This is a genomic window from Demequina sp., assembly GCF_049841215.1.
Lineage (GTDB): Bacteria > Actinomycetota > Actinomycetes > Actinomycetales > Demequinaceae > Demequina.
On the sequence record NZ_JASGEO010000011.1, the window covers coordinates 22372 to 34841 of the forward strand.

Genomic DNA, 12470 nt, shown 5'->3' on the forward strand with positions numbered 1-12470 from the left:
CTTGGTGTAGTCAGGTGGGGCGCATACTAGGCGCGATGCCCGCTACGCCGCGGGACTAAGGTCACCCTAACCAACTAGTGAAATTAACGCAACGTCACTGTTGCGTTAATGACTCACCGCCCGGCGTTACGGCGTCGATCATGATATCCGCGACCTCGTGCACGCCCACGATGACGCGGTCGGCACCGCGCTCCTTGAGGTACGTGACGTCGGCGTCCCTGATGCCGCGCGCGAGGATCACGATCGACGGGTTGAGCGCCTTGGCGGTGTCGATGATCGCGCCCGCGTTGAGTGGATCGGGGATGGCGATGATGAGCGCCTCCGCAGACTCCACTCCGGCGGCACGCTGCGCGGACTTGCGCACGGCATTGCCGAGCACCGCGTCGTGACCCTCGTCGCGAATCGCCTGCACGCGCGTCTCGTCGTCCTCGATCACGGTGATGTCGACGTCGGAGTCCCACAGGGCGCGCGAGACGCGCGCCCCTACCCGTCCGTACCCCACGACAACGACGCTGGCAACGCCACTTTCCCCAGCGTCGGACTCTTGGGAAGCCCGGTAGGCGCGAGACGCCCACGCGAAGAGCGCGGGGTTGAGGACGATCGAAATGATGGCGCCCGCCAGCACGAGCGACTGGGCGTCCGAATCAAGGATGTGGAGTTCCTCGCCCATGGTCATGAGGATGAAGGAGAACTCGCCGATCTGCGCGAGTGCGGCGGCAATGACGAGCGACATGGACCGCGAGTACCGCAAGAGCCGCACCAGGCCATACGCCACCCAGAACTTGCCGACGACGATGACGAGCACCGTCGCGACCACCGCGAGCGGGCGCTCGAGGAGGATGTGCCAGTCAAAGAGCATGCCTACGGACACGAAGAACAGCACGGCGAAGGCGTCGCGCATGGGGAGCGAATCATCGGCGGCGCGGTGGGCCAGCTCCGATTCCTTGAGGATCATGCCGGCGAAGAACGCGCCGAGCGCGAAGCTCACGTCGAAGAGGTAGGCGGCGCCCACTGCGACGCCGATGCCGAGGGCGAGCACGCCAAGGGTGAAGAGCTCGCGGGAGCCGGTGGCGGCCACCTTGGCGAGCAACCATGGGACCACGCGGCGACCAACGATGATCATGAGCGCAACAAACGCGCTGACCCGCGCGAGCGTCCACAGCAGTTCTTGGCCCAGTTTGCCGGGATCGCTCGCGTCCGCGGCGATCACGGGAACCGCCACCAGGGCGATGACCATCGCGAGGTCCTCGACGATGAGCCAGCCAACGGCGATGTGGCCGCCGCGAGTGTCGAGCAGTTGGCGCTCCTCGAGTGCTCGCAAGAGCACCACCGTGGATGCGACGGAGAGCGCGAGGCCGAAGAGCAGGGACGATCCCACGTTCCAGCCCAGTATCAGGCCAAGCCCGGTGCCGAGCGCCGTGGCGAACAGCATCTGGCTGATGGCGCCGGGAAGTGCCACGCGCCGTACGGCGAGCAGGTCCTTGATGGAGAAGTGCAGGCCAACGCCAAACATCAGCAGGATTACGCCGATCTCCGCCAATTGCGCTGCTATTTCCCCGTCAGCGACGTACCCGGCGGTGTACGGGCCGACGACGATTCCGGCCGCGAGGTAGCCAACAATCGGCGAGAGATTGAGCTTCTGCGCCCCGAAGCCGAGGGCGAAGGCCATCACCAGGCCCACCGCAATGGTCATCAGCAGGGGCGCGTGGTGCAACATCTGCCAATCCTACCGGGCGGGGCGGGGCCAAAACCGGCCCGTTTTTCCGCGTCTGGCGGACATCCGGCCGCCAGGACAGCCACCAACCCGAATCACCCCTCCACACACGGCGAATGCCTCTCCACACAACCAGAGTGATTCACCCGCCCGCCTGTGCGGGAACAGGTCCTGATTCCGGCCGCACACGGCCGTTTTGTGTGGAGAGGCATTCGCCCTGTGTGGAGAGGTGTCAGTTGTCTTGGGCTGCGATCCTGGCGTCGAACTCGTCGTGCTCGGCCTGGACGGCCGCGGCGACGGCCTCGGAGTCCGCGTCGGTCCAGCCCTCAATATTGAACACTCCCGCCCACGCGTCCGTGTAGTCGTGCACGGCGTACTCGTGGCCAAAGCCCTGCGGAGCACCTCCCGCGCCTGCGAGGTCCATGGCCCCCTGCCAGAACGACACGATCGGCACCCACGTCATCTCGTCTGAGACGTCGGGGGCACGCTCGCCCTCCTTGAGCCAATCGGGCTCGCGATACAGGAGCGTGGGGGAGAACCACACCACGCCGTCGGTCCCGTGCTGCAGGTAGACGAGCCGCGTGTTAGGTCCCCAGACGCCTTCGTCGCGCTTGAGTAGGTCGTCTTGAGCGGTGAATCTGACCGTGCGCCCCTCGTTGTACCAGGGGTTCCAGGCGGGGGTGCCCTCGTCCCTGTCATCGGTGATCTGGGTGTGCAGCGGGTTGAGGAACGGCGGACCTGCCATGAGGGCACCATCGAACGGGGCGTTGACGATGTCGACGTCGGTGAGTACCCCTTCAACGCCGAACGAGCCGAGCGACAGCCCAAAGAGGTACAGCTTGGGCCTCGAGTCTTCCGGCAACGTCACCCAGTAGTCGTGGATGGTGGTGAACATTGTCACCGCGGTCTCTTTGGTGATCGCGGAGTCCGCGAACAGCGAGATCCAGCTGGGAAGGTAGGAGTACTGCATGCCGGCGATCGCGTTGTCTCCGTTGAACATGTAGTCGATGGGGTCCACGGCGTTGGGGTCAAGCCAGCCCGTGCCGGTGGTCGAGCCGATGATGATGGCCTTCCGATCGAAGGCGCCGGTGCGCTTAAGTTCCTCGAGTAGAAGATCCGCTCGCTCCTGCACCGTCTCGCCAGATTTGAGCCCCACGTAGACGCGAATGGGCTCCATGGCGCCGCCGCCACTCACCGCGTTGATGTCCTCTACCTTTGGCGTGCGGCTGATGAAGTCCCGGCCCTGGCGGCCAAGGTCGTCCCACGCCACGACGGAGCCTGGACCCCCCGAGTGGTACTGGTCTGTTGGCTGGGTAGCGAACGGCTTGTCGCCGCTGTCCCTCGTGGAGAAGATCGCGTTCGCGCCCCAGAAGAACGCGTCAAGAATGGCGCCGGAGAGCAGTCCCCAGATCAGCAGGCCCATGACGATCGCGTTGAGCGTGAGCGCGAACCGTCGCGGCAGCCACCGGTTGATCTTCTCTCCGCTCCACCGGAACAGCGTGCGGAACGCCCTGCCCGCGGCCAGTAGCAGCCAAAACGTCACCGCCCCAACAAGAAGAATGGTGGGCCATACCAGGGGAGACATGGCCTCCATGCCCATCAATTCGCGAGTCTGGTTCTGCCACCCAACGTACTTCCAGATCGCGTAGCCAAGCACAATGGCAAGGGTGGCGGTGAGCGAAAGCAGGGTCCAGCGTCGGACCTTTCCGTGCGGAACGGGTCCTTGAACGTAGTGCCAAATGCCCACGAATGAGCACGCGAGGCCGTATCCGATGACCGCAGTGAGGCCCGTGATGATGCCCTGTACAACGCCGGAGCGCGGCAGCAGCGACGGCACCAGTGAGGCGCTGAAGAACAGGAGTGCGCCAACGAGCCCCCAGCGGTTGTACGTGAGCTCGAACGCGTGGGGAGGGCGCCTCTCCGTTCGGCCCCTTTGGTCCGACGCTGCAAGCAGTTTGCGTCGCCTGGTTTCGGTGGTCTCGGTGACGGTCATGGTGCCTCCTCTATGCGCAGATTAGCGGGAGCGCCGACGTTCGACGGCGCGCGCCACGAGTGCGATGCCGGTCATGGTGACGACGGCCGCGAACACGACGATTGCGGAGCGCCAGCCGAACGCGGGATCGAGGAAGTTGCGGTTGGTCATGGTGGGCATGGGGGAGGAGCTAGGCCCGTCGGGAATGACCAGGTTGTCGGGGAGGGCTGCCGAGACCGCGAGTGCGACGGCGAGCACGGCGGCGGTGACGCCTATCACCACCGCGACCACTACGCGAGTCCTCACGCTCCCGAGACTACTGGGGGGCGTGCCAGGAGATTTGACATCACGACGCCATATACCTAATCTCTAGCGAACCCATAGGAAATAAGTCCTGGGCCAAACCAATGGAGAGAGCGATGAACAAGAAGGCACGAGCAGGGTGGTTGGCAGGTGTAGCGGTGGTCGTATCGATGGGCCTCGCGGCCTGCAGCTCGGCCTCAGATGAGACAAGCGGTGCGCCAGATGGCGGCGGCGAGACGTCTCTTTCGCTCGTAGGTTTCGCGGTACCAAAGGCAGCGAACAACGCTATCCAGAAGCTGTGGGCTGAGACGCCAGAAGGCAAAGGCGTGACGTGGGTTGAGTCCTATGGTGCTTCCGGCGACCAGAGCCGCGCCGTTGAGGCGGGCCTCGAGGCCGATTACGTGCACTTCTCGCTCGAGGGTGACGTGACGCGGCTCGTGGACGCCGGCCTCGTTGACCCGTCGTGGAACGCAGGCGAGACCGGCGGCATCGTGTCGTCGTCCGTGGTGGTGTTCGTTGTCCGCGAGGGCAACCCCAAGAACATCCAGGACTGGGATGACCTGGTCGCCGACGGCGTCGAGATCGTGACGCCCAACCCCGGCTCTTCCGGTTCCGCGCGGTGGAACATCCTTGCCGGCTGGGGCGACGTGATCGCCAACGGCGGCTCCGAGGATGACGCGATCGCCTACACCACGGAGCTGTTCAACAACATCGTGGCCCTGCCCGGCTCTGGCCGTGACGCCACGTCGGCGTTCCTCGCAGGAACCGGTGACGTGCTCCTCAGCTACGAGAACGAGGCAATCCTCGCTCGACAGCAGGGAGAAAAGATCGACTACGTGCTGCCGGCTACGACGCTGCGCATCGACAACCCCGGTGCGGTGCTCAAGGACGCGGACCCCAAGGCCTCTGAGTGGCTGAAGTTCCTCTTCACGCCCGAGGCTCAGGCGGAGTTTGGCAAGCTGGGGTTCCGCCCGGTGATCGATGGTGTCGATGTTGGAGAGGTTGAGGGCGCGAATGATCCCGCGAACCCGTTCCCCGCTCCCACGACGCTGCTGAACATCAACGACGACTTTGGTGGGTGGTCAGAGGCCAATCCCAAGTTCTTCGATGAAGAGAACGGCATCATCACCAAGATCCAGATCGAGACAGGCAAGTCGAGTTGACACAAATAGTCGATACACCGACTGACTCAGGGCCGGACCGCGATGTGCGGTCCGGCCCTCGGGTCGTTTTCTACCGTCCTCGCTCCACGCTGACGAAGGGCTCGGGGCTGGCCCTTGGCGTTGCCGTCACGTGGTTCTCGATCCTCGTGCTCATCCCGTTGGCTGCGGTGATTGCGACGGCGCTCGCGGGCGGGTGGTCCGGCTTCTGGTCTACTCTCACGAATGCCCAGACGCAGGCGGCGATCCTGCTGACCCTTGGCCAGGCGGCAGCCGTGACCGTGGTGAATGTGGTGATCGGCACGGTCATCGCGTGGGTGCTTGTGCGAGACTCGTTCCCGGGCAAGCGGCTTATGGAGATCATCATCGATGTGCCGTTTGCTCTGCCCACGATCGTGGCCGGCCTTGTGCTGCTTGGCCTGTACGGGCCGCGCAGCCCCATTGGCTGGGACGTGGCGAACACGCGCACTGCGGTGTTCTTGGCATTCGCCTTCGTGACGCTGCCTTTTGTGGTGCGAGCCGTGCAGCCGGTGCTCGAGGAGCTGGACCCGGAGGTGGAGCAGGCGGCACGGTCCCTGGGTGCCTCTGGGCGGCAGACGCTCACCCGCGTGATCCTGCCCGCGCTCACGCCTGCCATCGCGGCGGGCGCTGCGTTGTCATTCGCGCGCGCGGTGTCTGAGTACGGATCCCTCGTGCTCATCAGCGGAAACCTCGCGCTGCGCACCGAGGTCACGAGCGTGCGCATCCTCACCTATGTGGAAGGTGGTCAACCCGCCCAGGCGGCGGTGGTTGCCACCGTCATTTTGGTAGTAGCGCTACTCGTTATCGTGGCGCTTGACCTGCTGCAGCGGCGGGTGAGCCGCCGTGGCTAAGGCAGTGGTTGGCGCGCGCGGGGCCACCAAGCACGTGGCGCGCTGGGTGGCGATCCTGTACGTGGCGCTCCTCGTCGCGTGGCCCGTTGCGCTGGTGTTCTGGAATACCTTTGCCGACGGCCTGCAACCCGTAATCGAGACCTTCACCGATCCGCTGGTGCTGAACTCACTGCGCCTGACGGCTATCGCGGCGGCGTGGTCCGTGGTGCTCAACGTGTTGTTTGGTGTCACCGTCTCGATCCTGCTGGTGCGCTACGAGTTCCCTGGAAAGAGGCTGCTCAACGCGCTGGTTGACCTGCCGCTATCCGTTTCACCTATCGTCGTCGGCCTGTCCATCGTGCTGGTGTACTCCACCACTACGGGGTGGTTTGGCGAGCCGCTCGCGTCCGCGGGAATCAAGGTGCTGTTCTCCACCCCCGCGATCGTGCTGGCAACCACCTTCGTGGCGATGCCGCTCGTCATCAGGGAGCTGGTGCCCGTGCTGCAAGAGGTGGGCACGGACCAAGAGCAGGCCGCCCGCTCGCTCGGCGCCAACTTCCCGCAGACCTTCCGCCGCATCACGTTGCCGGCGATCCGCTGGGGACTGCTCTACGGCGTGGTGTTGTGCCTCGCGCGGTCCATCGGCGAGTTTGGCGCCGTCAAGGTGGTCAGCGGAAACCTCATCGGCCAGACCCAAACCGCAACGCTCATGGTTGAGCAGTTGTATTACGACTTTGACCAAGAGAAGGCGTTCGCCATCGCGAGCCTCCTCGCCGTAATTTCCATCATCACCATCGTCACCGTGAGCCTGTTGCGCTCACGCGCAGAATCCCGGAGGGACTCGTGAGTATCGAGATAGAAGGGGTGGGCAAGAAGTTCGGGTCGTTCGTTGCGCTCGAAGACGTCAACGTCTCCATCCCCACCGGCCAACTGACGGCGCTGCTGGGGCCGTCCGGCGGCGGAAAGTCCACCCTGCTGCGCATCATCGCCGGTCTTGAGGATGCCGACGAGGGGCGCGTCTTCATCGAAGGCACCGAGGCCACCAACCTCCCGCCGCAGAAGCGCAACGTGGGTTTCGTCTTCCAGCACTACGCCGCCTTCAAGCACATGAGCGTGGCGAAGAACGTGGCCTTTGGGCTGGAAATCCGCAAGCGTCCGCGCGACGAGATCAACGAGCGCGTTGACGAGCTGTTGCGATTGGTTCATCTGCAACAGTTCGCCCACCGGTTGCCGTCCCAGCTGAGTGGCGGGCAGCGCCAGCGCATGGCGCTGGCGCGAGCTCTGGCCGTGGAACCTTCAGTGCTGCTGCTCGACGAGCCGTTTGGGGCCCTGGATGCCCAGGTGCGCAAGGAGCTTCGCCAGTGGCTGCGCCGCCTCCACGACGAGGTCCACGTCACCACCGTGTTCGTGACTCACGATCAAGAGGAGGCCCTGGAGGTCGCAGATGACATCGTGGTCATCAACCAAGGCCGCGTGGAGCAATCCGGCACTCCGGACCAGATTTACGACGCCCCAGCAAGCGAGTTCGTGATGCGCTTCCTCGGCCCCACCACCGAGTTCGGTGGCTCCGTAGTCCGCCCCCACGACCTCGATGTCTTCTCCATCGCGGTTCGCGACTCCACCAAGGCGGAGGTCACCGACGTGCAGCGAGTGGGGCACGAGGTGAGGCTTACGGCGAAGCCAGGCGGGCCGTCGGGCAGTGAAGAGACCACGGTGAGCCTCACGCGCGCCCATTTCCGCGACCTCGAGGTGGGCGTTGGCGACACGGTGTGGTTGCGGCTCGCGGAGGGTGCCTCGCAGATCGCGCAGGCCGAACCCGCTACCCAAGCGGCCCGATAGGATTACCGCATGCACGTTTCAGCCAAAGGCGACTACGCCGCGCGCGCCGTCACGTACCTCGCGGGCGTGTACCCGGAGCGGGCGTCCGCCCAGGTGATCGCGGATTCGTATGAACTGCCGCGGAAGTTCCTCGAGGCCGTACTCGCGGACCTACGCAGGGCGGCGATTGTCACCGCCACGCGCGGCGCCGACGGCGGATACGCGTTGCGCCGAAGCCCGGCTGAGATCACCGTTGGCGAGGTGCTGCGCGCCATCGACGGGCCACTTGCCGACGTCCACGGCCTGCGCCCAGACGAGGTCACCTACCCGCCCGCCCTTCAGCACCTGCAAGAGGTATGGGTGGCGGCGCGGTCTGCCGTGCGCTCCGTGTTCGACGAGGTGACGCTTGATCAACTCGTGACAGGGGAGTTCCCAGAGGCGATCCGGGTCTTGTATGACAACGACGACGCCTGGACCCCCCGCCTTGGCCCGCAACAGCCCACGATCCCGCGCGGAGCCGATCCGGAGTGGCGGATCTAGGACGCCTGCACGCGTCCCTACCCCGTCACGCGCTGACCCTTGACCGTCACCTCGTACCGGAAGATCTGGTTGTCTCCAGACGCCGGATCCGGGAAGTCCCGCCGCACCAAGAACCCGGAGTACGTGGTCCCGCGCAACAGGTTGTCCAGCGTGACCGTGACATTCGCGGGCACCACCCAACGCTCCGCCGCGCGCCACTCGCACGTGGGGGACGTGGGGTAGTAGATCAGGTCGCTGAACACGTTGATTGCGCTCGCGATCTCGTACTCCCGCGCCAGCGGCACCTCGCCCAACCCGGCCTCGGAATCCCTAGACGTCACGCCCGGCCCAAAGCAGCGGTCGCGCTGCCAGTACCCAAATGACGGATACAGCGCCTCTCCAGCCACCGTGATCTCCGAGTCGCGCACCATGAAGGCCGCGTCCTCATACCCAGACCTCTCGATCCGCACGTACGTCTTGACCGCGATCATCGCCTGCGGCGTCGTCACGGCGCCATCCCACCACATGACGTCGGCCGCGACGCCGCCCGCGCCAGGCGGGGCCGCGACGGTCGTCGAGCCATCCGCCGTGGCACGCACAATCACGTCGTAGTGGGTGCCGGGGCAGAGGTTGCGGAACGTCACGGGAGCGCTCCACACCCCGTTGCCCGACGCTCGTGCAGTGCCGCTCACCGCGGCACTTGTCGCGGTCCCGGCATAGCACGGCCCCACGGCTTCTGCGGTGAAGGTCACCTGGCGGTCGAACCCGAGCGTGGTCGCGAGCTGGGCGGTGAATCCGTCGGCGCTCAGCGTTCCCGTGAGGCGCGCCAGTTCGTCGAACTGGGGAGCGTCCGGCACCACCGCGTCGCGGTCCTGTGCCGCGACACCTGACACCGTCCACGCCGCCCTGCCGCTTCCGCCGCCGGGCTCCCACGTCACGTCGATCGTTGCGCGTGCCCCGGCGGTGCGCCGCCTCAGGTCGCAGTCATCCGCAACGGAGTCGGGGCACTGATCCTGGCCCAGTCCCGGAAGGAACGCGGTGTAGGTGCGCGGCTCTGGCTGCGGGCACGCGCCGGTGCACGAGAGCCCGCCCAACAGCAGTCGCGTAGTGGAGTCCGCGTCTTCACTCGTGCCTGCGTCGGACCGCCACCAGGTGCCGATCTCGATCGCGATGTTCTGCCCACCAAGGCGGCACAGCGTGGTGTCCACCGGTGTCACGGTGGGGGTGTCGGAGACCTCGCCCCTCACCGTGATGTAGGAGCTTGGCCCGCAGTACGAGCCGGACTGGCCCGTGGCGCGGATGTTCACAAATCCGGGGCGATACGTGGTGAGCTCGCGCACGGTCACTGCCGCAACCCAGCTGTCGGGAGCCGCCGCAGAGGCGAACTGGGTGCGCTCCGGCACGTCAGCGTCCCAACTTGGGTCGCCCCCCGCGAACGTCATCCCGCACACTCCGGCCTGCGTTCCTCCTGGTACATACAGCAGTGCGGACGTCACGCGGGTAAATGCGTCGTTGATGTTCGCGGCCCGCAGCGCCGTCGCCGAGACCAAAGAGGTGTGGGTGCGCACATCCTCGCGAAGTGCCGGCACCGTCTCCGAGCGAGCGTCCGCGCACGAGGCGGCCCCGCCGTCGGCCAGTGCAAAGCCCTTGATAATCACGGACTCCGTTGGCGTGTGCCCCACGCCCACCCACAGCCAGTTGGAGCCGAGCGGCACCACCGTCATCGCGGGTTGCTCTGGGCGGCCGCGAGAGTCGAAGGTGAACGGCCAGGCCGAGGAGATGGAGCTCATCGATGCCGCGATCGCGCTGCCCGCATAGTCGCCCGCTACCAGCTCGCCTGTGGCGCCGCAGTGGACCACCTCGCCCGTGGCAAACGAACGCTCCGGCTCGAGCACCGCAGACTGCACGTTCGACGGGTCATCCGTTGGCCAATAGGTGACGGTCACCGTGGCCTCCGAGGTGGTCATCGCGCCAAGCCGCAGGCGGTTCTCGCCGGGATCGGTGGCGGGACACCAGATGCTGCTGCCCTGGTCCGCGCCCGTGACCGGATCCGCGACGGCCCACACCCGCAGCGTCTCGTCGTGCTCGAGCGAAAGCAGCGTCGCGGTCACGCCCTCGGGGCACGTCTCGGCAGTGTCGCCCGCGTCCACGGCGCACGGATCGCTCGCCGGCATGCCCGACGCTGTGGGCGCCGGGGTTGGCACCGTCGCCTCGTCGCTTGGTTCTGTGAGCGGCAGGCCCGCGCTGGAGTCGAGGGAGGCGGCAGCCTCGAGGATGGCGGGGGATAGCTGGAACTCGGGAAGGTCCCCTCCGGACTCTGTGGTGATGACTGTGACGGGCGCCGTGCCGGTGGCGGGTGAGAGGTCTTCGGCCGCTGCTGACAGGGCCGCTTCGCCCACGGCAACCGGCCGCAGCACCGAGGCCTGTTCCGTGGTGCTCGCCGGAATTGCGATGGGCTCGTCCACAGGGAGAGCGTCTGGCGTCATCGCGTTCGCTACCAGGAAGGACGTGGCGAAGAGGACTACGGCCGTGCCAGCGGTGACGAGGATGCGGGTTGGTGTCTTCATGATCATCCGAAGCAGTTGGAGCTAGACGACTCCAGCCCAGGCGAGTTGTGGCTTTGGGTGTTGTTCGAGGTGTCCTTTGCCGTCACCTTGAGTACAACCGTGACGTCGTCGACTCCATGACGCTGAACGGTGAACGTGTACTTTGACCCGGACTTGGTGGGTCCGCTGATCTCGATTCCGGGCGCGGTTGAGGTTGCCGTGACGCTCTTGACCTTCACGTTGTCCCTAACGGTGACGGTGTACTTCGCGACGAATGGGCCATCGCCCCCAACCTCGGGAGTGCATAGCCTTGCCACGTTCCAGGATCCGTTGCTGAAGGTCGGCTTCTTGGTGTCCTTGGGCTTCTCAGGCTCTGGCTCAGGCTCCGGCTCGGGCTCGTCGGTCTCGGTGGGCTTGGGTTCCGGCTTGGTGGTCTCGCTGGGCTCGGCACTCGGCTCGGCGCTGGACGATGGCGATGGGGTGACGCTCGGCGATGCGCTGGGGATGGGCGAGGTGGCCTCGTCGCAGCCGCCCACGGGGAGCGCGCTGACGCTCTCGTCGGGGATGGCGTAGCCAGCGGACACCCACACCACGGAACCCAATGCGCCCGGATCGCGCACCGCGAGGTAGGCGCCGTCATCGGTGCGCTGAACCGCGAGAACCCGTGCGCCAGGATCAAGTTGCGTGGTGGACGCCCCGCCGGGGCATGCCGCGGCCGGAATGGCGCCATTACCAGGCAAGGCGACGAAAACGGCGTCGGTGCCTCCAGCGTCGGCCCCCCATGCCTGGTTGGCCCACACGCCGCCGCCAATCGCCACCAAGCCCACCACAGCGGGCACCACCCACGCCGAGAACCCAGCTGCACCCCCACCGGCCGCACCACCGGCAGAACCGAGCGCGGCGGCCTTGGCGGCCACAGCGTCGGCCACGCCTGCGGTGTCACCGGGCTCGGCGAGCCGGCCGAGCGACTCGCGCAACGTGTCGTCGAGGTCAGTCATCGCTGGCCTCCTTTCCTAGCGCCGCGGCAAGTGAGGCGCGGGCGCGGTGAAGCTGGGTCTTGACGGTGCCGGTTGACACCCCAAGCGCGCCCGCGATCGTGTCCACCGAGTGGTCCATGAGGTAGTGGAGGATGCAGATGTCGCGCTGGCGCTCCGGAAGCGCGCGGATCGCGGCGGCGACGTCAAGGTCCAGCGCGGACAGCTCGTCCGCGACGTCCTCGCGCGGCGACGGCATGCGGCCAAGTGCCCGCTGTTCGGCACCGCGACGGCGCTGCACGTCTCGCAGCTTGTTGGTGGCCACCACGGTGATGTAGGCGGCGATGTTGTCCGGCTCACGGCGGGGCGGATTGGCGATGAGGCCAACCAGTGCGTCCTGCACGGCATCGGGGGCGGCGTCGTGGTCGCCCGTGGTGAGGCGAACCGCGGCGACGACGCGCGGATACTCCGAGGCGACGAAGGCCTCGAGGTCAATCCGGGTAGCAGTTGCCACGCTCATATCCCCACGACGAAAAGGGGACGGTCGCGGGTTGACATCCCCAGCTGAAAACGAGGGTAGCGGTGCGCGGGCTGCTGCGCTCGGGCAAGAGCG

Annotated in this window: 11 protein-coding genes; 5 read left to right on the forward strand and 6 right to left on the reverse strand. The window is 66.3% G+C overall.

The annotated features are described in order from the left end of the window. Window positions 1-94: 94 nt before the first annotated feature. The 3 genes from ybaL to QM618_RS04960 all read right to left on the reverse strand — a co-directional run bounded on the left by ybaL (window position 95) and on the right by QM618_RS04960 (window position 3992). Entirely contained in the window at window positions 95-1717 is a 1623-nt protein-coding gene (gene ybaL / locus QM618_RS04950) for a YbaL family putative K(+) efflux transporter (RefSeq protein WP_428095353.1), read from the reverse strand. Window positions 1718-1946: 229 nt separating this feature from the next. Beyond that, entirely contained in the window at window positions 1947-3707 is a 1761-nt protein-coding gene (locus QM618_RS04955; RefSeq protein ID WP_428095354.1) for an alpha/beta hydrolase, read from the reverse strand. A 21-nt stretch (window positions 3708-3728) separates the two neighbouring features. After that, window positions 3729-3992 carry a hypothetical protein gene (locus tag QM618_RS04960; protein WP_428095355.1) on the reverse strand — a complete coding sequence of 88 codons (264 nt, stop codon included), beginning with the start codon at window positions 3990-3992 and terminating at the stop codon, window positions 3729-3731. Between the two features lie 113 nt (window positions 3993-4105). On the opposite strand from QM618_RS04960, the gene QM618_RS04965 reads away from it, so the two are divergent. Genes QM618_RS04965 through QM618_RS04985 form a run of 5 tightly spaced genes read left to right on the forward strand, consistent with a single transcriptional unit; the run spans window position 4106 to window position 8358 of the window. Then, window positions 4106-5152, forward strand: a complete 1047-nt coding sequence (locus QM618_RS04965; RefSeq protein WP_428095356.1) for a sulfate ABC transporter substrate-binding protein — start codon at window positions 4106-4108, stop codon at window positions 5150-5152. A 44-nt stretch (window positions 5153-5196) separates the two neighbouring features. Next, window positions 5197-6021: a sulfate ABC transporter permease subunit CysT gene (gene cysT, locus QM618_RS04970; protein ID WP_428095357.1), complete on the forward strand. Its 825-nt coding sequence runs from the start codon at window positions 5197-5199 to the stop codon at window positions 6019-6021. Further along, window positions 6014-6847, forward strand: a complete 834-nt coding sequence (locus QM618_RS04975; RefSeq protein ID WP_428095358.1) for a sulfate ABC transporter permease — start codon at window positions 6014-6016, stop codon at window positions 6845-6847. The genes cysT and QM618_RS04975 overlap by 8 nt, the downstream gene beginning before the upstream one ends. Next, on the forward strand, window positions 6844-7839 hold the full coding sequence (locus QM618_RS04980) for a sulfate/molybdate ABC transporter ATP-binding protein (RefSeq protein WP_428095359.1): 996 nt from the start codon (window positions 6844-6846) through the stop codon (window positions 7837-7839). The genes QM618_RS04975 and QM618_RS04980 overlap by 4 nt, the downstream gene beginning before the upstream one ends. A 9-nt stretch (window positions 7840-7848) precedes the next feature. Beyond that, on the forward strand, window positions 7849-8358 hold the full coding sequence (locus QM618_RS04985) for an RrF2 family transcriptional regulator (protein ID WP_428095360.1): 510 nt from the start codon (window positions 7849-7851) through the stop codon (window positions 8356-8358). Window positions 8359-8375: 17 nt separating this feature from the next. Here QM618_RS04985 and QM618_RS04990 read toward each other — a convergent pair whose 3' ends face one another. The 3 genes from QM618_RS04990 to QM618_RS05000 are packed head-to-tail and all read right to left on the reverse strand — an operon-like array spanning window position 8376 to window position 12371. Next, window positions 8376-10904, reverse strand: a complete 2529-nt coding sequence (locus QM618_RS04990; protein WP_428095361.1) for a hypothetical protein — start codon at window positions 10902-10904, stop codon at window positions 8376-8378. A gap of 2 nt (window positions 10905-10906) precedes the next feature. Further along, window positions 10907-11881, reverse strand: a complete 975-nt coding sequence (locus QM618_RS04995) for a hypothetical protein (protein ID WP_428095362.1) — start codon at window positions 11879-11881, stop codon at window positions 10907-10909. Then, window positions 11874-12371 (reverse strand): sigma-70 family RNA polymerase sigma factor, encoded by a 498-nt coding sequence (locus tag QM618_RS05000; protein WP_428095363.1) that lies wholly within the window; start codon window positions 12369-12371, stop codon window positions 11874-11876. The genes QM618_RS04995 and QM618_RS05000 overlap by 8 nt, the downstream gene beginning before the upstream one ends. Between the last annotated feature and the right edge of the window lie 99 nt (window positions 12372-12470).